The following is a 20274-nucleotide window of genomic DNA, read 5'->3' on the forward strand; positions in this document are numbered from 1 at the left end:
TATTTCGCTCACCGCGCCGAAATATACCGTCAAAACTGTAATTTTCAGGCTTGTTTCAATGTGAAAACAAGGTGAAAGGCAAATCCGTAATATTCATTTTTTCGCTGGAAATATACACAATTATGAATATTGACGGGTTATCTATTGAATAATATTCAGATTTCTGTTATAATATGGAAAGTATAGAAACGAAAGGACTGAACTGTTTATGAGCAACTTCAAAACCATCACACCCAATGACATCACCGACAATGCCTTCAAGCTTATCGGCAAGGACTGGGCGCTCGTCACCGCGGGCAGCAAGGACAGCTTCAACACAATGACCGTCAGCTGGGGAAGCGTGGGAATCATGTGGAACAAGCCCGTGGCGTTCACGTTTATCCGTCCGCAGCGCTACACCTTCGGCTTTCTCGAGAAGAACGGAATGTTTACAATGAGCTTTTTTGACGAGGAATTCCGCAAGGCGCTTCAGATTTGCGGCACAAAGAGCGGCAGAGATATTGACAAGGTCAAGGAAACGGGACTGACGCCCGCTTTCACCGGGGACGGCGTTCCGTACTTTGAGGAAGCGCGTCTCGTGCTTGTATGCAAAAAACTCTACGCGCAGGATCTGAACGAAGATAGCATTATCGAGGAAGCAGTAAAGTCAAACTACAGCGGAGACGACTACCACAGAATGTACATCAGCGAGATAGTTTCGGTACTGAAAAAGTAATTCGCAGGATATTCCCGACGCCTTGCTTTTTGGTGGGAAATGTGTTATAATTGGGGTTCTAAGGTGATTCGGCGTGATGAAACGGCACATTTTAGCCCGTTCAGCGCGAACATCTTATGTCCGTAAACTAAAATGAAAGGGAGTGATTCTATGGTAGATACAACCTGGGATTATTCTGAAAATACACCGGAGATCAACTTTCTCGCGGAGAAAATGTCGGAGAACTCCAAGATAGACCCGGCGCTTTACGGCAAGTACGACGTTAAGCGCGGACTGCGCGACATCGACGGCAAGGGCGTTCTGACAGGTCTTACCGACATCTCGACGATCAAGCAGAACAAGCTCGTCGACGGCAAGCTCGTACCCTGCGAGGGCGAGCTGTACTACAGAGGCTACAACGTCAACGACATCGTAGGCGGAATCCTCGCCGACGACCGCTTCGGCTTTGAGGAGGTTGTTTATCTGCTTCTCTTCGGCGAGATGCCAAACAGAGAACAGCTCCTGAACTTCAAGACGCTTCTGGTGCAATACCGCACCCTGCCGCAAAACTTCGTCCGCGACGTTATTCTCAAGGCGCCCAGTGAGGACATGATGAACTCCATCGCGCGCTCGGTACTCACCCTGTTCTGTTACGACAAGAACCCCAACGACACCTCTATCAACAACGTGCTGCGCCAGTGCATTCAGCTGATTTCGGTATTCCCGATGCTCAGCGTGTACGGCTACCACGCGTATAACCACTATCTGCGCGACAAGAGCCTTTACATTCACCGTGCTGAGCCGACCATGTCGACAGCCGAGGTTATCCTCTCTCTGCTCCGTCCCGACAGGAGCTACACCGACCTCGAGGCGAAGGTGCTCGACATGGCGCTGATCCTCCACATGGAGCACGGCGGCGGTAACAACTCGACCTTCACCACCCACGTCGTAACCTCTTCGGGCACGGACACATACTCCGCGATTGCGGCGGCGCTCTCGTCGCTCAAGGGACCCAAGCACGGCGGCGCGAACGTAAAGGTATTCGAGATGTTCGAGGATCTGAAGCAGACTGTCCGCGACTGGAAGGACGAGGACGAGGTCACAAGATATCTTGAAAAGCTGCTCGACAAGCAGGCGTTTGACAAAAAGGGTCTTATCTACGGTATGGGTCACGCGGTCTATACCATCTCCGACCCGCGTCAGGTCATTCTCAAGGGCGCTGTAAAGAAGCTCGCCGAGGTCGAGGGCTACGACAAGGAGTTCGACCTCTACGCTCTCGTTGAGCGTCTTGCACCTCAGGTCATCGGCAAAAAGCGCCGCATCTACAAGGGCGTCGCGTCGAACGTCGACTTCTACAGCGGACTGCTCTACAGCATGCTCGACATTCCCTGCGAGCTGTACACACCGCTCTTCGCCACCGCGAGAATCGCGGGCTGGAGTGCGCACAGACTCGAGGAGCTCATCAACGCGGGCAAGATCATCCGTCCGGCGTACATGAGCATCTCAACCGAGAAGGAATACACAAAACTCAGCCAGAGATAATTAAAAGGAGCGTTTTTCGACGCTCCTTTTTTTATTGTTTGCAATCCTCTCAAATCCGTGCTACAATATCCACAGCACATTTGAAATAAGGGATAGAAATGGAAATAGTCAAGAAGCAGATGACGCTCCACCACACAGTCAGCGTCATCGGCGGCTTTATGGCGGGCTATACGATCATCAACCACAGCGACATTCTCGCAAACGCCCAGACAGGCAACCTGATAAGGCTGGTGCTGTCGGCATTTGAGGGCAATCTTCTGAGCATCGGCTACATCGTTCTGCTGTTTCTCACATACGCGGCAAGCTGCATATTCTACACGGTTTTCAGGCGGTACTCGCCGCTGAGCATGAAGATAGTCAGCCTGATCGTAACGGCACTCGCGATATGCGCCACGGGAATCCTCTCGCTCACCGGAAACAGCTACCTCTCGGTTGTGCCTATAGCGTTCGCGATGCCCGTCCAGTGGAACGCTTACAAGAAGGCAGGCGGCAATTCGAGCGCGACGATCTTCTCGTCAAACAATGTCCGTCAGGCGGTCATGCTTTCGACGACATACGTAATGGACAGGGACAAAAAAGCACTCCGCAACGCGAAATTCTACTGGGCAACTCTGCTGTGCTTTCACACGGGAGTAGCGGCAGCGTGCCTGCTGAGCATATTTTTCGCCGCGCAGAGCGTCTGGTTCTGCTTTGTGTTGATAGGAATCTCGGTAATTGCGTACTACCGCTACGAGAGCGCGAAAATCAAAGCGTTCAGTGATATATAAAAGGGTTGGCGATGTGCCAACCCTTGATTTATTCCTTGACCTTATTGAGTCTTTCGATTTTTTTGGCGCGCTTGTAGCGGTACAGAATGTTGTCCGCCCACTCGCCGTCGATCTTGATGAAGCCCTTGAGCTTCTTGTCCTTGATTGCGAACTGCTCGACGATCTCCTTTGACTTGCCGTAGATTTCGAGCCGCGCAGTCTGGACGTAGGGAGTCATCTCCTCGTCCGTGAAGTATGTAAAGCCCATCGTATTGCTCTCGCGGTCGTACATCGAGAGATAGCCGTTCTTTACCTCGGCTCCGTCGAGCTTCTTGGAAACCGTCTGGCCGATAACCGCCTTTGTCAGCTCAACCGCCATGTCGTCGAGTCCCGACTCAAAGATAAAAATCTTCTCCTTGAAGGAGTTGAAGTCGGCAACGACGCGCTTGTTGATATTGCGCAGGTTGCTGTACTTCTCCTCGAGCTCCTTGTCGCAGAGCTGGTAACGGTCGATTTTAGGAATGAGATATATCATGAAGCGGTTCTTCATATCGTTATAAAGAATGGGGTACGTCAGCCGCGCGCTGTAGCCGCAGGACGGACACTTCCACGCGAACAGTCCGCCGTCAAGCACACGCTCGCGCTGCTCCTTGTCGACGGTCGCGTTGACGCTTGTATATACGACTGCCTTGCTCAGCTCGCCGCACATCGGGCAGACGACAGCCTTGTTGACCTTTTTTTCGGGCATAGCTTAACACCTCTTTCAGTTTATTATATCAACATTGTTGAGTTTTCACAAGTAAATTTGAAAAAAATATTGATTTTATTAAAATAATCTGTCATAATATATTTTAGAAATAAAGCGCTGCGGCGCATAAGGAGAAATAGATATGAGTCAAGCGATTATTGATAAGGTTAAAAGCACGATGAATACTGCCGCCGACACCATCACCACCGTCGCACAGAACTTCGTGGAGAAGAACCGCACAAAGGCAAAGCTCAACCGCCTGAGAATGGTGATGAAGAGCGAGAGCGAGCTGATGAACCGCGCCTATATCGCGTTGGGCAAGGAGTACTACGAGATGCTCAAGAAGGGCGATGTCACCGCCGCCGACGAGAAGCAGAAGAACCTGCTCGGCGTTATCGACAACAGCAAGGCTAAGATCGCCAAGGCGCGCGAGTGCTACCGTATGGTGCTCGAGAGCCAGAGCGAGTTCGTTTACGCTGTTCCCTCAGCGCCCGAGAAGAAACCCGCCGAGGTAAAGCAGGAGGACGTAGTTGACATCACCGTAGCCTGCTCCAACGAGGACGACTACGATTCAAACCCCTTTGACGCAGTAGCCGAGAAGGCGGAAGAGGTCGCCGAGAAAGCAGAGGATGCCGCCGAAAAGGCAGCCGAGACCGCCGCTGACGCGAAGGAGCACATCGCAAAGGCAGTCAAGGAAGCACTCGACGAGGAGTATCCCGACGGCGAGCCGTTCTGATATCAAATACAGACTTAACCACGGAGAGACTGCGGTCTCTCCGTTTTTCCGTATAAGGCAAAAAACTAAGGACAGGATTTTACTCCTGTCCTTTTACAATGCCGTGTAAGCAAAAGCATGAACGCTTCACGCGAAAACGCGAAAACGGTAAACGTGCCGCACTATAATACGCGAATCTGCCGCGGGTCTTACCCGATTAGCAGAAGTATACGTCCATTTCGCCCTTCTCACCGTCAGCTACGAAGTAAGCCTTGCTCTCTTCGGGCTTGAGGTAAACAGCGATTTCCTTAGCGTCCTTGCCGATGGTCTTTTTGATGTTCTCGAGAACGTCCTTAGCCGCAACCTGAACGCCGCCGAACTCAACAAAGAAATCAGCCTTAGTCTCAACGGGCTTTGCCTCAGCAATCTTAGTCTCAACAGCCTCGGGCTTCTTGGGAGCAGTCTTCTTGGGAGCCGCTTTCTTTGCGGGAGCCTTCTTGGCGGGAGCTTTCTTCTCAGCCTTAGCCTCAGCCTTAACTTCCTCAGCCTTAACTTCCTCAGCCTTAGCCTCTACAGCCTCAGCCTTAACCTCGGCAGCCTTTACTGTCTTCTTGGTTTCCTTTTCCGCAGCAGCAGCGGTCTTCTTGGTTTTTGCCATCACAAACTCCTTCTTTCATTTTGATTTATGATATTACTATTTAATGTCTTTTGTAACATTGACTATATTATACATACGGGAAATTTAATTGTCAATAATCACAAATTATTTTTGGCGGTTAATACATATTTCGAAAAATTAAAAATTTCTGTTGGTGAATTTTCACAAGGTTTTTCGGCTTAATTTGTCGATAATATCGTCTTGACAGCGTTTTTCTTGCAATCCGTTTCCGGCTGTGATAGAATGACCTTGTATGTAACGGGGGTATGCTTATGTTTCTTGAAAACTTTCTTGTCATCGGACAGCAGGTCATAGTACTGTTTATTCTCATCGCCGTGGGCTTTATCTGCGGCAAAAAGGGCGTGATCACGGAGCACGCCTCAAAGGTAATGACCGACATCGTTCTCTACGCCGTCACGCCCTGCGTAATGGTGTCGGCGTTCCAGCGCGAATTCTCGATGGAAACGCTCGGCAAGGTTCTCACCGCCGCGGTGACCGCACTGGTGATTCTCGCCGTGTCGGTGCTTATCGCGCGTCTTGTATTCCGCCAGAAGGATATCGCGCGGCGCAAGGTACTGCAGTTTTCTGTGATATTCTCAAACTGCGGCTTCATGTCGCTCCCGCTGCAAAAGGAGCTGCTCGGAGAGGACGGCTGGTTCTTCGGCTCGATCTTCGTCGCGGTGTTCAACATCGTGGTCTGGACGTACGGACTGTTCGACATGAGCGGCGACAAAAAGCAGCTCTCGATAAAGCGCCTCGCGTTCAACCCCGGAATCATCGGTGCGATTGCGGCAATCCTGCTCTTTGTGTTCGGGGTACAGCTTCCGCCCGTAGTCGCGCAGCCGATCACCCACCTCGCGAACCTCAACACGCCGCTGCCGATGCTGATCATCGGCTTCTACCTCTCGCAGGCGAACTTCAAAAAGGCGTTCTCGGACAGAGACGCGTACCTCGCGAGCGTGTTCAGACTGCTTATCATACCGCTCGCCGCGGCATTCGCGATGTTTTTCCTGAAGCTCGACAGAACGATGGTGATAGCGTTCACGATCGCCTGCTCGGCTCCCACCGCCGCGACAACGACGATGTTCTCGGCGAAGTTCAACCGCGACACAGAGCTTTCGGTCAGCGTAGTTGCATCAACGACCCTGCTCTCGCTCGTGACAATGCCGCTGATAGTGTCGCTGATCTGGAGCCTTTATTGAATTGAAAATGTAAAATTGAAAATTGAAAATTAATGGTCGCTTCGCTCCGGATTGTAGTTTCTGCGGCAACAGAACTCGGGTGCGGGCAATTAAAAAACAGAGGCAGCCGCCTCTGTTTTTTTTACTTCTTCTCGCAAATAACGAGGTAACGTCCGAATCCGCCGTGTCCGTCGGGCGTGCAGGTGATAAGCGTCATAAGCTGCCTGCCGTCCTTGATGTAGATGTCGCCCGTTTCGTTCGGCGCGACGGTCTTGAAATCGATCACCTCGTAGTCGATAGTCTCCCAGTAATTCGTAAAACTCACCGTGTCGCCAAGGTCGAGCCGCTTTATGTTGTCAAAGAATATCCTGCCGATGTAGCCAGTGTGACCCGCGATCGCGACGTTCGTATTCTTCTCGTCAATCGGAAGCGAGGTGCCGCTGAGATGCGCGGCGCCGTAGCTCATCATGCTGTCATTCGCGCCGAGGTAAACGGGCAGATAGAGGTCGATCGACGGCGCGGAAAGATAACCGTAGAGGTTGTTCAGCCCGTACCTGCTCATGTCGAGCGCCGCCTTCTCGTAATTTATCGTGTCCACCGTGCCCTGATGATGAAAAATCGAGGCGTTGTACTCCTTGCTGTCGCTGTAGAGCCTGTCGAGGTCGTACTCAAAGCTGACTGTGTAGCTGTAGGTGCGAACACCCTCGGAGTTGACCGGGTAGCCCTCCTCGTCGATCTCGCCCTTTTCAAGCGCTTCCTCGAAGCTTTTGGCGGTGATTCCAAGCTCCTTCGCAGTCTCGGGATCGTCCTCCTTTATGACATGGTCGAGCGTCTCGGAATACTCCTCAATCACATTGTTCGCGCGCTGCTGACCGATGAAATTCGAGACAGTCGGGAACAGCAGAAAGCCTATCCCCGTCAGAAGTATGATGATCGCAACTACGGTCAGGATTTTTCTCCACATCAGCTCTCACCGCCTTTGTTTTTGCGGCTTCTGCCGCGTCTTACGGCGAGAACCACAGCCGCGGCGACAACGAGAAGAAATACTCCGATTCCGATGATTATCGTGACATAGCTGAGCTTGTAGCCGAGGACATACATCGAATCCCTGCCGTTGTTCACCGCTTTGACCGTCTTGTTCACCGACTTGCTGCCGTCGTCTTCAACCACGATATCGGGGTCGTCGGGCACGCGCTCGCCGCGGACAAGCAGGCGGTGGGTGTTGACGGTATAGGGCGTGCAGGTCATCAGCGTTACGTAGTCCTTGCCCTTGACGACATAGAGGTCGTTAACATCGTTTGGAAGGACGGTTTTGATCTGGTCGACCCTGTACTCTAGCACGCGGTCGAGTACGTGTATATAGAAGAGGTCGCCCTCCTTCATGTCAAGAAGATAGTCGAACAGCGTCTTTGACGGATACGCCGAGTGCGCCGAGATCACGCTGTGCGTACCAAAGCCGCCGATAGGCAGAGAGGTGTTGTTGAGGTGCCCCGCACCCTTTTTGAGAACCTCGTCCGAGGTGCCGTGGTAGATGGGCAGATAGACGTCGATGGAGGGAATATCGATATATCCGATAAAGCCGTTGCCGTCGATGTCAAATGTCTCCTCGTAGTGCGCGCCGATTTTTTCATACGAATCGATATCGAACGGGTCTGTGAGGACGACGGTGTCTGTCAGGCTGCTGTTGTAGCTTTCGGCGTCGGCAAAGAGGTCATTTATCCTGTCGGAATCCATCTTCTCGACCTCCATCTGCTTCTGACGCGCCTCGCTGCGGTCGTTTATGTTGTTGACGATGGAGCTTAGGAGCGGATAGAGCAGAATGCCCAGTCCGGCGGTAAAAATAACTATGATAAGTATAATTAGCAGGCGTTTTTTCATTTTTAACCTCGCAGGGAAATTATTAGGTATATTATACACCCAAATCCCCGTCATTTCAACCGTTCAATTTTACCTTGCGCGCAGCTGTGTTTTATGATAAGATAGTTGGTAGCGAAACCGCCGCCAAAAACAAAAGGCCGGAGCGTACTCCGACCTTTCCGAAAAGCTGTTCAGTTAATTACTTGATGATCTCACCGTCAACGGTGCCGCCGAGACCTGCAGCGTTGCTCTCGTCGGTGTCAATGTGCATAGCGGGAGCGTACTTGGGGCTGACGCGGATAACAACGTCGCCGAATACGGTAGCTCTGCCTGTACCCTCGCCGACCTTGACGGAAACGATCTCCTTGTCCTTCAGACCGAACTCCTCGGCCGTTTTGGGATCGAGGTGAACGTGTCTCTGAGCGGCGATAACGCCCTGAGCGATTTCTACCTCCCCCTCGGGGCCTCTGAGAATGCAGCCGGGTGTACCGGCTACGTCGCCTGATTCCTTAATGGGAGCGGCAATGCCGAGCTTGCGTGCGTCGGTGAGGCTGACCTCAACCTGATCGTCGGGTCTTTCGGGGCCGAGGATAGACATAGTCATCTCTCCTCTGGGGCCGACTACGGTAACCTTCTCGGTGCAGGCGAACTGACCGGGCTGGGAAAGGTCCTTCTTGTTGGTGAGCTGATGTCCCTTGCCGTAAAGTACGTCGAGGGTCTCGCGGGTTACGTGCACGTGGTGCGCGGAGGTTTCAACCATAATTTTCATAGATATACCACCTATCATATAAATTTGTTAGTTTCATTGTACTACGGTTTTGGATATTTTTCAAGTCTTTTTGAAGCGAGGTTTTTAAGATGTATCAGACATGGGAAGAATTGCAGTCAGCCTGCGAAAACTGCCGCAAATGCGGACTTTGCGAAACGCGCCGCAACGTCGTTGTCGGAGTGGGCAACCCGAAGGCACAGGTTATGTTTATAGGCGAAGGTCCGGGCGAGAACGAGGACTTGCAGGGTGAGCCGTTCGTCGGACGCGCGGGCAAGCTGCTCGACAAGATGCTCGACGCTGTTGACCTCAACAGACACAGCAACATCTACATAGCGAATATCGTCAAGTGCCGTCCGCCGCAGAACCGCGACCCAAAGCCCGAGGAGCAGGAGCAGTGCATTCAGTGGCTTCGCAACCAGGTAAAGCTCATCCGTCCCGAGATCATCGTATGTCTCGGCAGGATTGCCGCGGCTCAGATCATCAAGCCCGATATCAAGATCACGAAGGAGCACGGAATGTGGTTCGAGAAAAAGGGCGTGCTGATGATGCCTATGCTGCACCCGGCGGCGCTGCTTCGCGACCCGAGAAGAAAGCCCGAGGCGTTTGAGGACTTTATAAAGCTCAGAGAGAAGCTCGCGGAGATCAACGAGAGCTGATAATAAACAGGCTGTTACCGCCGCCGGACGACCCCTAAATAAAAAATTCACTCTTGATTGCCTGCCCATTCTGTGGTATAATACCATAGAATGGGTAAATTAGTATCTGAAAGGAAGGTTTTGAATGATAAAACCAAATATCTACCGCACCGTAAGCTGCGGTGAACTCAGAGAAGAAAACATCGGTCAGCAGGTTCGCGTGGCGGGCTGGGTCGAGAATATCCGCGATCACGGCGGCGTTATGTTCCTCGATATCCGCGACGAGTACGGCGTACTTCAGGTCGTAGTTCACGACGACAATCTGCTGAAAAATATCAATAAGGAGTGCACCGTCACCCTCAGCGGCGAGGTCGTAAAGCGCGACGAGGAAACCATCAATAAGAAGATCGCCACAGGCTACGTTGAGGTTCACACTGAGGACATCACCGTTCTCGGCAAGTGCAAAAACGCCCTGCCCTTCGAGGTAGGCACCTCCACCAACACAGGCGAGGACGTTCGTCTCAAGTACCGCTTCCTCGATCTGAGGAATCCCAAGGTTCACAACAACATTCTGTTCCGCTCAAAGGTTGTCGCCTTCCTGCGTCAGAAGATGCAGGAGCTGGGCTTTACCGAGATCAACACCCCGATTCTATCCACCTCCTCACCCGAGGGCGCGCGCGACTATCTGATTCCGAGCCGCAAGCACAAGGGCAAGTTCTACGCTTTGCCGCAGGCTCCCCAGATCTTCAAGCAGCTTCTGATGGTTTCGGGCTTTGATAAATACTTCCAGATCGCACCCTGCTTCCGCGACGAGGACGCTCGTGCCGACCGTTCGCCGGGCGAGTTCTACCAGCTCGACTTCGAGATGGCTTTCGCGACTCAGGAGGACGTTTTTGACGTAGCAGAGCAGGTGCTCTGCGAAACCTTCTCGAAATTCACAGACAAAGAGGTCAGCAAGCCGCCGTTCGCGCGCATTCCGTTCGCGGAGGCGATGGTCAAGTACGGCACTGACAAGCCCGACCTCAGAAATCCGCTGATCATCAAGGAAATCAGCGATATGTTCGTCGAGACAGACTTCGCGCCCTTCCGCAAAAAGACTGTCCGCTCCATCAACGTTCCCGGCGCCGCCGCTCAAAGCAAGAAGTGGTTCAAGCGCATGGAGGAGTTCGCACTCTCCATCGGCATGAAGGGTCTGGGCTATGTCAAGGTAAACGACGATCTCACCTTTGACGGCCCGATCGACAAGTTCTTAAAGCCCGGCGACCGCGAGGAGCTTATCGAGCGCAACGGCTCAAAGGCAGGCGACGTGATCTACTTCATCGCCGATTCCGCAGTTGACGCGCCGAAGCTCGCGGGTCAGATCCGCACCGAGGTCGCGACGCGTCTCGGACTTATCGACGAGAGCCGCTTCGACCTCTGCTTCATCGTGGACTTCCCGATGTTCGAGCGCGACGAGGACGGCAAGATCATCTTCACCCACAACCCCTTCTCGATGCCGCAGGGCGGTCTTGAGGCGCTCAACACGATGGATCCCGAGGAGATCCTCGCTTACCAGTACGACATCGTCTGCAACGGCGTAGAGCTCAGCTCCGGCGCTGTCCGCAACCACGATATCGAGATCATGAAAAAGGCGTTCGACATGGCGGGCTACTCAGAGGACGACCTCAAGGCCAAGTTCTCAGCCCTCTACAACGCGTTCCAGTACGGTGCGCCGCCTCACGCGGGCATGGCTCCCGGCGTTGACAGAATGATCATGCTCCTCACGGGAGAAGAAAACATCAGAGAGGTCATCGCCTTCCCGATGAACTCCAACGCCCAGGACGTACTTCTCGGCTCACCCGGAGAGGTCACCGAGCAGCAGCTCAGAGAGGTTCATGTTAAATTGAGATAAAGGACTGAATATATATGGTAACTAGAGAAGACGTTGAAAACATCGCCCTGCTCTCAAAGCTCTTTGTCCCCGAGGAGGAGCTTGACGGACTGACCAAGTCCATGCAGGAGATAATCGACTTTGCCGACGCCATCAACAACGCTCCCGCGAGCGATGAGGGCTTCGACTGCATCAACAACCTCTCCAACGTGTTCCGCGAAGACGAGGTAGTTTCCTCCTATCCGAGCACGGAAATCCTCAAAAACGCTCCTGAGCAGGCTGAGGATCATTTCCTTGTGAGAAACAGAGAATAGGAGGCGCGTAATGGGTACTATCGCTAAAATACACGAAATGCTCGTAAACAAGCAGGTTTCCTGCGAGGAGCTGACAAAGAGCTATCTCAGCGAGATAGAGAAGGCAAACCCCGAGCTTAACGCCTACGTCTGCGTTACTCCCGAAGCCGCTCTCGAAACCGCTCAGGCAGTCGATAAGAAAATCGCCGCGGGCGAGGAGATCGGCTCACTCGAGGGCGTGCCGATGACCCTCAAGGACAATATGTCCACCAAGGGTATCGAGACCACCTGCTGTTCAAAGATATTAAGCGGCTACAAGCCGATTTTCGACGCTACGGTATGGGAGACGCTCAAATCTCAGAACGCCGTTCTGCTCGGCAAAACCAACATGGACGAGTTCGCAATGGGCTCCTCATGTGAGAACTCCTGCTTCGGCGGCGCGGCTAACCCCTTCAATACAAACCACGTTGCAGGCGGCTCGTCGGGCGGCGTTTCCTCGGCTGTCGGCGGCAACATCGCGGCTTACGGCCTCGGCTCCGACACGGGCGGCTCTATCCGTCAGCCCGCGTCATTCTGCGGCGTTGTCGGCTTAAAGCCCACCTACGGCGCGGTTTCGCGTTACGGTCTTATCGCATACGCAAGCTCCCTCGACCAGATCGGCCCGATCACAAAGAGCGTAGAGGACGCTTCTCTCGTCTTTGACGCGATTGCGGGCAAGGACAAGCGCGACTCCACCTCTGTCGGCGGCGGCAACACCTACGCGACGCTTGACAACGACATCAAGGGCATGAAAATAGGCATCGCGCGCGAATACCTCGACGGTGTGCGCGACGACGTAAAGGAAGCGGTTCTCGCGGCGGCTGAGGTTTACAAGAGCCTCGGCGCGGAGATCGTCTACTTCGACCTGCCGATCCTGAAATTCGCTTTGCCCGTATACTATATTATTGCGTGCGCGGAGGCTTCCTCAAACCTCGGACGCTACGACGGTATCCGCTACGGCTACAAGACGGCGCATTACACCGGCACCCACGACATGATCTGCCGCACCAGAAGCGAGGGCTTCGGCGAAGAGGTCAAGAGAAGAATCCTTCTCGGCACCTACGTGCTCTCCGCGGGCTACTACGACGCTTACTACAAGAAGGCTCAGAACCTGCGCGGCACGATCATCAGCGCGTTCAACAAGGCGTTTGAGCAGTGCGACGTTATTCTCGCGCCGACAGTGCCCATGACCGCGTTTGAGAAGGGTCACGCTACCTCCGACCCGATCGAGACCTACCTCACCGACATCTGCACCGTACCCGTCAATATCGCGGGACTTCCCGGTGTGTCGGTACCCTGCGGCTTCAACGCGAAGGGCATGCCCATCGGAATGCAGCTCATCGGCAAGAGCTTCGGCGAGGCGCAGATCCTCAACGCCGCCTATAAATACCAGCAGGCGGCTCCCGATAAATTCATTGATACAAAGTGGGGTGTGAAGCTGTGAAATATGAGTTAGTTTCGGGTTTTGAGACCCACATCGAGTTACAGACAAAGACAAAGATTTTCTGCGGCTGCACAACCCAGTTCGGCGGCGAGCCGAATACCCATTGCTGTCCCGTATGCATCGGCCTGCCGGGTACGCTTCCCGTACTCAACCGCGAGGTCGTGCGCTACGCTATCAAGGCAGGACTTGCGGTTCACGGCGAGATCGCCGAGGTCGCAAAGATGGACAGAAAGAACTACTGCTACCCCGACCTGAGCAAGGCGTACCAGATCTCGCAGCTCTACGCTCCGCTGATCATCGGCGGCTACGTCGAGCTGAGCAACGGCAGAAGGATCCGCCTTCACCACATTCACATCGAGGAGGACGCCGGAAAGCTTATCCACCGTCACGGCGACACCTACGTTGACTACAACCGCGGCGGCGTACCGCTGATCGAGATCGTATCCGAGCCTGATATCCGCTCGATCGACGAGGCTAAGGAGTACGTTGAGAAGCTGCAGCAGGTCATGCGCAGCATCGGCGTTTCGGACTGCAAGATGCAGGAGGGCTCGATGCGCTGCGACGTAAACATCTCCGTACGTCCCGAGGGCAGCGACAAGTTCGGCACCAGAACCGAGATCAAGAACATGAACTCCATTACCAACATTGCGAAGGCGATGGAATACGAGTATGACCGTCAGGTCGATCTGATCGAGAGCGGCGGCAAGGTTGTTCAGGAGACCCTGCGCTACGACGACGCGAGCGGCACTACCTCCTCAATGCGCAGCAAGGAGGACGCTCACGACTACCGCTACTTCCGCGACCCCGACCTCGTTACCATTAACATTTCGCGCGAGGAAGTTGAAGAACTCAGAGCGCAGCTGCCAGAGCTGCCAGCCGAGAAGTGCAAGCGCTACATCGACAAGCTCGGCATTCCCGAAAAGGACGCTCAGCTGCTGACGAAGTACCGCCGTATCAGCGAGTACTTCGACGAGGCGATCGACGGCGTGAAGTCGCCCAAGACCGTTTCGAACTTCATCATCGGCCAGATTTTCCGCAGAGTCGAAACAGAGAACGACAAGGAAGCGTTCGACGTCGCGACCACACCCGCACAGCTCAACGAGCTTGTAAAGCTGCTCGACAGCGGCAAGATCCGCAACAACCTCGCCAAGGCGACTCTCGAGAAAATGCTCGACAGCGGCAAGGGCGTGCTCGAATTCATCAGCGAGAGCGACATGGGCGGCATGGACGAAAACGCGCTGCTTGAGCTCTGCAAGGCGGCTGTTGAGGGCAACCCCAAGGCTGTTGAGGATTTCAGAAACGGCAAGGAAAAGGCGATCAAGGCGCTTGTCGGCAACGTAATGAAGAACAGCCGCGGCAAGGCTGACGCACAGGCTGCCGAGGCAAAAATCAAGGAACTGATCGGATAACAATATAATTTCTCTTGCATAAGCGCACCGCGAAGGCATCGGCTTCCGCGGTGCGCTTGTTTTTATTTGCGTTGACAACTCGGCAATATAGTCGTATAATAGGACTATAATTTTATGAAAGTGAGGAGATTTATGTTGAAATTATTCAAAGGCTTTACAGCAGTTTCTCTTTCAGCGCTGATGGCGTTCTCCGCTGTCGCGACAGCGGCTGCCGCGGCGGACGACGCTTACGCAGGCGCGCAGGTCATCAACGTCAGCGCTGCGGACTTGCGCGACGGCGCACAGTGGGCGCTCCAGTCCGCTCTCGATCAGGCGAAGAATCAGGCTACAGCCTCGAACCCTGTGACCGTCAAGGCGGCTGCGGGCAGCTACGATCTCGGCTGGGGTCTGAAGATCTACGACAACACGACCCTCGACCTCAGCGGCGTTACGCTCAAGAGAACCTTCGCGGGCAATATGCTCAGAGTAGGATACGAGGATCAGGTGAACTCGGGCGCTGTCGGCTATCAGTACAAGAACATCAGGCTCGTCGGCGGCACCTACGACGGCAACAACGGCGAGAACACCATGCTCAAGGTTGCCCACGCGAAGAACTTCTCGATGGAAAACGTCACCGTTATCAACGAGCGCGAGGGTCACATGATGGAGGTAGCGGGCTGCGACGGCTTCACCGCGACGGGCTGCACCTTCCGCGATCAGGTTCTCACTCCGCACCATGACGGATATGAGGCTATCCAGTTCGACATTCTCCACCCGAAGCACGTCGTCAACTGCCGCGCCGAGGATCTGAACTGCAAAAACATTCTCGTTGAGAACTGCGTGTTTGACAACGTACCGCGCGCGGTAGGCACCCACACCGGCATTCTCAACAACCCCTTCGATGGGATCACTATCCGCAACAACACCTTCAGGAACCTCAAGAGTATCGCGGTTCAGGGCATGAACTGGATAAACGTCGATATCCGCATGAACGTGATCGAAAACGCTCCGCGCGGAATCACCGTATACTCCGTAATGGACGACGGCTCGGGCATCTTCAAGTCCTCCGAGCTTTCCTCTCTCGGCGGCACAACGAGCCACGTTTCGTCCTCGTACCAGACCCCCAAGAAGGCGAATATCAACATCTGCTACAATACGCTCAAAAACGTAGGCAGTCTCGCGGACGGCTTCGCTGATTACGAGAGTCAGGGTATCGCTGTTCTCGGCAACAAGCTCGAGCGTGTATTCCCGAAGGACTCCGTTGACGGCAGCGGCGCGCTTCCCGTCGGCGACTACTACAACGACGACGTGTCGATCTACGGCAACTACGTCGATATCCGCGGCAACGGTATCCGCCTTGAGGACGTGAGAAGCGCCTCTGTCACCCGCAACGAGATACTTTGCTCAAAGAACACCGTAAAGTCCGCGAACTACTACGGCATAGTTCTCCGCGACAACGCGCAGGTCGACGGCATTGAGTACAACACGATCAAGAACGCCGAGGTCAACGGCATTCAGATCGACTCGAGCAAGGTCGGCACGATAAACTACAACGACATCATCTCGCCCGGAAAGTACGGCATGGGCGTCTACACCACGACTATCGGCAGCATTACCGACAACTACGTCACCTCAGCAAAGAGCGAAGGCATAACCCTGCTCTGGTCGTCGAAGGCTGACAAGATAAAGTGGAACCGCGTCAGAAGCTGTTCTGGCACGGGTATTTACGTTTCCTCAAACAGCAGCTCGGGCGACGTTTCGAGCAACCTGACCTACAACTGCGGCGGCGGTATCAACGCGCCTAACAAGGGCTCCAACTACACCTCTCCCTCGCCGCTGACAAAGTTCTATCTCGAGAAGGACGGCGTTAAGATGGGAGTCGGCACCGCGTACAAGCTCGTACCCGACGTACGTCCTGTCAACGCGATCGAGTCCTTCAGCTACTCCTCGGCAAACAGCAGCATCGCAGCGGTCGACGCATACGGCAGGATCACCGCCAAAAAACAGGGCAGCACGACCGTCACCGTCGCTTCGTCGAACGGAATCAGGCAGTCCTACCGCGTTGAGGTCAACGGCGGCAGCGGAGTAAGCTACCTCGAGCCGAAGGTTCTCGACACTCCGCAGATTTCGGGATTCAGGAGCACAGCTCAGGGCGTTGAAATCTCGATCGCAAAGGTCGACGGTGCTTACGGCTACAGGGTATTCTACAAGGGCTCGTCGGGCTGGAAGGCTATGGGCAACACCACAAGCACAACCTTCATCGACACAGATGTCCGCAACGGCGGCACATACACCTACACCGTCCGCTGCATCGACGCAAACGGCAACTTCACAAGCTCCTACAACAACACAGGCTGGACTTACACCTACAACTATCAACTTCCGCAGCTCGCCACTCCGCAAATCACGAAGTTCGAGAGCACCGATCAGGGCGTCAAGATCACATGGAACGCTGTCAGCGGCGCTTACGGCTACAGAGTATTCTACAAGGGCTCCTCGGGCTGGAAGGGCATGGATAACGTCACGACAAACACCTATATCGACGAGGACGTAAGGATCGGCGGCACATATACCTACACCGTCCGCTGCATGGACAAGGACGGCAGCTTCGTTAGCTCCTACAACAACACCGGCTGGACATACACCTATCAGCCGAAACAGCTCGACACTCCGCAGATAACGAAGTTCGAAAGCCCCGATCAGGGCGTAAAGATCACTTGGAACGCCATAAACGGCGCTTACGGCTACAGAGTGTTCTACAAGGGCTCCTCGGGCTGGAAGGGCATGGATAACGTCACGACAAACACCTACGTCGACGAGGACGTAAGGGTCGGCGGCACCTACACCTACACCGTCCGCTGCGTTGATCAAAACGGCAAGTTCACGAGCGGCTATAACGACAACGGCTGGACATATACCTATCAGCCGAAGCAGCTCGACACTCCGCAGATAACGGGCTTCCAGAGCACCGCGCAGGGCGTCAAGATCACATGGAACAAGGTCAGCGGCGCTTACGGCTACAGAGTATTCTACAAGGGCTCGTCGGGCTGGAAGGGCATGGATAATGTCACGACAAACACCTACCTCGACACCGACGTCCGCAACGGCGGCACCTACATCTACACCGTCCGCTGCATTGACAAGAACGGCAAGTTCACAAGCGGCTACTACGACAGCGGCTGGACTTATAAATACTCCTATACCACGACATCATATCCCGAATTCACCCTCGCAAACGAGTCGAACGGCGTGCGTATCCGCTGGAACAGCATGAGCGGCGTTTACGGCTACAGGGTATTCTACAAAAACAGCAAGGGCAATTGGGTATCTATGGACACCGTGACAGGCACCTCGTACCTCGATACCGACGTGCGCAACGGCGGCACCTACACCTACACTGTCCGCGGCGTTGACAAGAACGGAAGCTACGTCACCTCGTTCCTCTCAAGCGGCAAGACGATCATCCACAACTGAACCCACACATAAAAAAACGGAGAGGCTGGAATTTCAGCCTCTCCTTTGTTATGCAGTTATTAAATTAAAGGTCGATTTTGGGAAGACCCGCGAAGCCTTTCGCGAGATCCTCGTCGGTGGGAATGTAGTCAGTCATTACGCCGTCGTTGTACTTCTCGTAAGCGACCATATCGAAGTAGCCTGTGCCTGTCAGGCCGAAGAGGATCGTCTTTTCCTCGCCTGTCTCCTTGCACTTGAGCGCCTCGTCGATAGCGACGCGGATAGCGTGGCTGCTCTCGGGAGCGGGAAGGATACCCTCAACGCGCGCGAACTGCTCAGCCGCCTGGAATACTGAGGTCTGCTCAACTGAGGTAGCCTCCATGAAGCCGTCGTGGTAGAGCTGTGACAGAGTCGAGCTCATGCCGTGGTAACGCAGGCCGCCTGCGTGGTTAGCTGAGGGAATGAAGCCTGAGCCGAGGGTGTACATCTTCGCGAGCGGGCAAACCATGCCTGTGTCACAGAAATCGTATGCGAACTTGCCGCGTGTGAAGCTCGGGCAGGACGCGGGCTCAACGGCGATAATGCGGTAATCAGCCTCACCTCTGAGCTTCTCGCCCATGAAGGGAGCGATAAGGCCGCCGAGGTTGGAGCCGCCGCCTGCGCAGCCGATGATGACGTCGGGCTTTACGCCGTACTTGTCGAGAGCCGCCTTTGCTTCAAGGCCGATAACGCTCTGGTGGAGAAGAACCTGGTTGAGCACGCTGCCAAGAACATAGCGGTAGCCCTCGGTGCCTACTGCAACCTCAACAGCCTCGGAGATTGCGCAGCCGAGTGAGCCTGTGGTGCCGGGGTGCTCGGCGAGGATCTTTCTGCCGATTTGTGTGGTTTCGGAGGGAGAAGGAGTCACGCTCGCGCCGTAGGTGCGCATAACCTCTCGGCGGAAGGGCTTCTGCTCATAGCTGACCTTGACCATGTATACCTTGCAGTCGAGGCCGAAGTATGAGCAGGCCATTGAGAGAGCTGTACCCCACTGGCCTGCGCCTGTCTCGGTGGTAACGCCCTTTAGGCCCTGCTTCTTGGCATAGTAAGCCTGAGCGATAGCGGAGTTGAGCTTGTGGCTGCCGCTGGTGTTGTTGCCCTCGAACTTGTAGTAGATCTTGGCGGGGGTGTCGAGAGCCTTCTCGAGGAAGTATGCGCGGATAAGCGGAGAAGGACGATACATCTTGTAGAAGTCCTGGATTTCCTCGGGAATGTCGATATAAGCGTCGGTATCGTTGAGCTCCTGAGCGATAAGCTCGTCACAAAATACGGGAGCAAGCTCCTCGGCGGTCATGGGCTTGAGTGTTGCGGGGTTAAGAAGCGGAGCGGGCTTGTTTTTCATATCGGCGCGCACGTTGTACCACTTCGAAGGGATTTCGTTTTCTTTCAGATAAATTTTATAGGGGATTTTGTTTTCAGGCATAGGGATTTCTCCTTTCAAAATTAATATTTAAAATAAAAAACCGCCCCAGCATTTGCCGGGACAGGATCATATCCTGCGGTGCCACCCTGCTTGGCGCTCTCGCGCCCTCTTAACGCGTACTTTCATACGCTGACCTTTGGTTACGGAAAGTCCTGTTCCGTCTCACATACTATGCGTGCCGCCTTGCACGGTAATAATACCGCCGCCGTCCGTTCGTCCGCGTCATGTCCGTCCTTTGCTCGTCCGTCCTCTGTCCGTTCGTCCGCCGTCCGCTGCCCGACCGCCCGTCTGCCCGACCGCCCGCGTTTCTGCTCGCCCTCGGAAGTCCATTCAGTCATACATTCTCTGCCGCGATTTCACCGCCCGCAGCTCTCTTTGAGAGAAGCGGTAAGACCTACTCACTCTTCCTCAACGGTTTAACGTGTCATATTTTACACCGAAATTATCGGTTTGTCAAGTGGTTTTCGGAAAAATTCACCAACATTGTGTCGAAAGGGATAAAAAAAGAGGGCAGGTTGACCTGCCCCGATTCTTGAGATTAAATTAGGAATTAGCCTCGATGTAGGAAACAAGAGCGCCTACAGTCTTGATGTTCTCGATTTCCTCGTCGGGAACCTCAACCTCGAACTCGTCCTCGATGGACATGAGAAGGTCTACTACGTCGAGAGAATCTGCGCCGAGATCTTCCTGAAGGTCGGTGTCAACGGTAATCTTATCCTCGTCAACGTCAAACTGCTCTGCAAGAATTGCCTTTACTTTTTCCAATACCATTATAAATTC

Annotated in this window: 19 protein-coding genes; 11 read left to right on the forward strand and 8 right to left on the reverse strand. The window is 54.1% G+C overall.

Annotated features, from left to right (window positions below):
- The first annotated feature begins 208 nt into the window (after nucleotides 1-208).
- From AB1I49_RS11470 to AB1I49_RS11480, 3 genes are all read left to right on the forward strand, one after another.
- Nucleotides 209-715 carry a flavin reductase family protein gene (locus tag AB1I49_RS11470; protein WP_316609049.1) on the forward strand — a complete coding sequence of 169 codons (507 nt, stop codon included), beginning with the start codon at nucleotides 209-211 and terminating at the stop codon, nucleotides 713-715.
- A gap of 150 nt (nucleotides 716-865) precedes the next feature.
- The gene (locus AB1I49_RS11475; protein ID WP_186833232.1) at nucleotides 866-2236 is read left to right on the forward strand and encodes a citrate/2-methylcitrate synthase; all 1371 of its coding nucleotides are present in this window, start codon (nucleotides 866-868) and stop codon (nucleotides 2234-2236) included.
- 98 nt (nucleotides 2237-2334) lie between these two features.
- Complete coding sequence (locus AB1I49_RS11480) at nucleotides 2335-3003, forward strand: YoaK family protein (protein WP_186833231.1); 669 nt, start codon at nucleotides 2335-2337, stop codon at nucleotides 3001-3003.
- A 28-nt stretch (nucleotides 3004-3031) separates the two neighbouring features.
- Here AB1I49_RS11480 and AB1I49_RS11485 read toward each other — a convergent pair whose 3' ends face one another.
- On the reverse strand, nucleotides 3032-3730 hold the full coding sequence (locus tag AB1I49_RS11485) for a CpXC domain-containing protein (protein ID WP_405318520.1): 699 nt from the start codon (nucleotides 3728-3730) through the stop codon (nucleotides 3032-3034).
- A 142-nt stretch (nucleotides 3731-3872) separates the two neighbouring features.
- On the opposite strand from AB1I49_RS11485, the gene AB1I49_RS11490 reads away from it, so the two are divergent.
- Nucleotides 3873-4466: a hypothetical protein gene (locus AB1I49_RS11490; RefSeq protein WP_201428112.1), complete on the forward strand. Its 594-nt coding sequence runs from the start codon at nucleotides 3873-3875 to the stop codon at nucleotides 4464-4466.
- A 196-nt stretch (nucleotides 4467-4662) separates the two neighbouring features.
- Here AB1I49_RS11490 and AB1I49_RS11495 read toward each other — a convergent pair whose 3' ends face one another.
- Nucleotides 4663-5103, reverse strand: coding sequence for a DUF6465 family protein (locus AB1I49_RS11495; RefSeq protein ID WP_186833228.1), 441 nt, complete (start codon nucleotides 5101-5103; stop codon nucleotides 4663-4665).
- A 272-nt stretch (nucleotides 5104-5375) separates the two neighbouring features.
- On the opposite strand from AB1I49_RS11495, the gene AB1I49_RS11500 reads away from it, so the two are divergent.
- On the forward strand, nucleotides 5376-6305 hold the full coding sequence (locus AB1I49_RS11500) for an AEC family transporter (protein WP_186833227.1): 930 nt from the start codon (nucleotides 5376-5378) through the stop codon (nucleotides 6303-6305).
- Nucleotides 6306-6426: 121 nt separating this feature from the next.
- On the opposite strand, the gene AB1I49_RS11505 is transcribed toward AB1I49_RS11500, so the two are convergent.
- The 3 genes from AB1I49_RS11505 to pduL all read right to left on the reverse strand — a co-directional run bounded on the left by AB1I49_RS11505 (nucleotide 6427) and on the right by pduL (nucleotide 8910).
- Nucleotides 6427-7248: a class C sortase gene (locus AB1I49_RS11505; RefSeq protein WP_186833226.1), complete on the reverse strand. Its 822-nt coding sequence runs from the start codon at nucleotides 7246-7248 to the stop codon at nucleotides 6427-6429.
- Nucleotides 7248-8162, reverse strand: coding sequence for a class C sortase (locus tag AB1I49_RS11510; RefSeq protein ID WP_407721051.1), 915 nt, complete (start codon nucleotides 8160-8162; stop codon nucleotides 7248-7250). Before AB1I49_RS11510 ends, AB1I49_RS11505 begins: the two co-directional genes overlap by 1 nt.
- 178 nt (nucleotides 8163-8340) lie before the next feature.
- Nucleotides 8341-8910 carry a PduL/EutD family phosphate acyltransferase gene (gene pduL, locus AB1I49_RS11515; protein WP_186833224.1) on the reverse strand — a complete coding sequence of 190 codons (570 nt, stop codon included), beginning with the start codon at nucleotides 8908-8910 and terminating at the stop codon, nucleotides 8341-8343.
- Nucleotides 8911-8999: 89 nt separating this feature from the next.
- On the opposite strand from pduL, the gene AB1I49_RS11520 reads away from it, so the two are divergent.
- The 6 genes from AB1I49_RS11520 to AB1I49_RS11545 all read left to right on the forward strand — a co-directional run bounded on the left by AB1I49_RS11520 (nucleotide 9000) and on the right by AB1I49_RS11545 (nucleotide 18053).
- Nucleotides 9000-9566, forward strand: a complete 567-nt coding sequence (locus AB1I49_RS11520) for a uracil-DNA glycosylase (protein ID WP_407721052.1) — start codon at nucleotides 9000-9002, stop codon at nucleotides 9564-9566.
- 124 nt (nucleotides 9567-9690) lie between these two features.
- Nucleotides 9691-11436 carry an aspartate--tRNA ligase gene (gene aspS / locus AB1I49_RS11525; RefSeq protein ID WP_407721053.1) on the forward strand — a complete coding sequence of 582 codons (1746 nt, stop codon included), beginning with the start codon at nucleotides 9691-9693 and terminating at the stop codon, nucleotides 11434-11436.
- 14 nt (nucleotides 11437-11450) lie between these two features.
- Nucleotides 11451-11729: an Asp-tRNA(Asn)/Glu-tRNA(Gln) amidotransferase subunit GatC gene (gatC, locus tag AB1I49_RS11530; protein ID WP_186833221.1), complete on the forward strand. Its 279-nt coding sequence runs from the start codon at nucleotides 11451-11453 to the stop codon at nucleotides 11727-11729.
- Nucleotides 11730-11739: 10 nt separating this feature from the next.
- Nucleotides 11740-13191 carry an Asp-tRNA(Asn)/Glu-tRNA(Gln) amidotransferase subunit GatA gene (gatA, locus tag AB1I49_RS11535; protein WP_407721054.1) on the forward strand — a complete coding sequence of 484 codons (1452 nt, stop codon included), beginning with the start codon at nucleotides 11740-11742 and terminating at the stop codon, nucleotides 13189-13191.
- A complete protein-coding gene (gatB, locus tag AB1I49_RS11540; protein WP_407721055.1) occupies nucleotides 13188-14600 on the forward strand; it encodes an Asp-tRNA(Asn)/Glu-tRNA(Gln) amidotransferase subunit GatB in 1413 nt (470 codons plus the stop codon). Before gatA ends, gatB begins: the two co-directional genes overlap by 4 nt.
- A 135-nt stretch (nucleotides 14601-14735) precedes the next feature.
- On the forward strand, nucleotides 14736-18053 hold the full coding sequence (locus tag AB1I49_RS11545) for a right-handed parallel beta-helix repeat-containing protein (RefSeq protein WP_407721056.1): 3318 nt from the start codon (nucleotides 14736-14738) through the stop codon (nucleotides 18051-18053).
- Between the two features lie 64 nt (nucleotides 18054-18117).
- Here the strand turns inward: AB1I49_RS11545 and AB1I49_RS11550 are convergent, their stop codons facing one another.
- The 3 genes from AB1I49_RS11550 to acpP all read right to left on the reverse strand — a co-directional run bounded on the left by AB1I49_RS11550 (nucleotide 18118) and on the right by acpP (nucleotide 20265).
- Nucleotides 18118-19494 (reverse strand): TrpB-like pyridoxal phosphate-dependent enzyme, encoded by a 1377-nt coding sequence (locus tag AB1I49_RS11550; RefSeq protein ID WP_186833217.1) that lies wholly within the window; start codon nucleotides 19492-19494, stop codon nucleotides 18118-18120.
- A 140-nt stretch (nucleotides 19495-19634) separates the two neighbouring features.
- Entirely contained in the window at nucleotides 19635-19832 is a 198-nt protein-coding gene (locus AB1I49_RS11555) for a hypothetical protein (protein ID WP_407721057.1), read from the reverse strand.
- Between the two features lie 205 nt (nucleotides 19833-20037).
- Nucleotides 20038-20265: an acyl carrier protein gene (acpP, locus tag AB1I49_RS11560; protein ID WP_186833216.1), complete on the reverse strand. Its 228-nt coding sequence runs from the start codon at nucleotides 20263-20265 to the stop codon at nucleotides 20038-20040.
- Between the last annotated feature and the right edge of the window lie 9 nt (nucleotides 20266-20274).

It is taken from the genome of Ruminococcus sp. NATIVEDY160, from assembly GCF_045819885.1.
In the GTDB taxonomy this organism is placed as follows: domain Bacteria; phylum Bacillota; class Clostridia; order Oscillospirales; family Acutalibacteraceae; genus Ruminococcoides.

Bases quoted from the DNA above. Each gene is read 5' to 3' on its own strand.
- AB1I49_RS11470 (WP_316609049.1), top strand. From the start codon at position 209: ATGAGCAACTTCAAAACCATCACACCCAATGACATCACCGACAATGCC.
- AB1I49_RS11475 (WP_186833232.1), top strand. From the start codon at position 866: ATGGTAGATACAACCTGGGATTATTCTGAAAATACACCGGAGATCAAC.
- AB1I49_RS11480 (WP_186833231.1), top strand. From the start codon at position 2,335: ATGGAAATAGTCAAGAAGCAGATGACGCTCCACCACACAGTCAGCGTC.
- AB1I49_RS11485 (WP_405318520.1), bottom strand. From the start codon at position 3,730: ATGCCCGAAAAAAAGGTCAACAAGGCTGTCGTCTGCCCGATGTGCGGC.
- AB1I49_RS11490 (WP_201428112.1), top strand. From the start codon at position 3,873: ATGAGTCAAGCGATTATTGATAAGGTTAAAAGCACGATGAATACTGCC.
- AB1I49_RS11495 (WP_186833228.1), bottom strand. From the start codon at position 5,103: ATGGCAAAAACCAAGAAGACCGCTGCTGCTGCGGAAAAGGAAACCAAG.
- AB1I49_RS11500 (WP_186833227.1), top strand. From the start codon at position 5,376: ATGTTTCTTGAAAACTTTCTTGTCATCGGACAGCAGGTCATAGTACTG.
- AB1I49_RS11505 (WP_186833226.1), bottom strand. From the start codon at position 7,248: ATGTGGAGAAAAATCCTGACCGTAGTTGCGATCATCATACTTCTGACG.
- AB1I49_RS11510 (WP_407721051.1), bottom strand. From the start codon at position 8,162: ATGAAAAAACGCCTGCTAATTATACTTATCATAGTTATTTTTACCGCC.
- pduL (WP_186833224.1), bottom strand. From the start codon at position 8,910: ATGAAAATTATGGTTGAAACCTCCGCGCACCACGTGCACGTAACCCGC.
- AB1I49_RS11520 (WP_407721052.1), top strand. From the start codon at position 9,000: ATGTATCAGACATGGGAAGAATTGCAGTCAGCCTGCGAAAACTGCCGC.
- aspS (WP_407721053.1), top strand. From the start codon at position 9,691: ATGATAAAACCAAATATCTACCGCACCGTAAGCTGCGGTGAACTCAGA.
- gatC (WP_186833221.1), top strand. From the start codon at position 11,451: ATGGTAACTAGAGAAGACGTTGAAAACATCGCCCTGCTCTCAAAGCTC.
- gatA (WP_407721054.1), top strand. From the start codon at position 11,740: ATGGGTACTATCGCTAAAATACACGAAATGCTCGTAAACAAGCAGGTT.
- AB1I49_RS11550 (WP_186833217.1), bottom strand. From the start codon at position 19,494: ATGCCTGAAAACAAAATCCCCTATAAAATTTATCTGAAAGAAAACGAA.
- AB1I49_RS11555 (WP_407721057.1), bottom strand. From the start codon at position 19,832: ATGACTGAATGGACTTCCGAGGGCGAGCAGAAACGCGGGCGGTCGGGC.
- acpP (WP_186833216.1), bottom strand. From the start codon at position 20,265: ATGGTATTGGAAAAAGTAAAGGCAATTCTTGCAGAGCAGTTTGACGTT.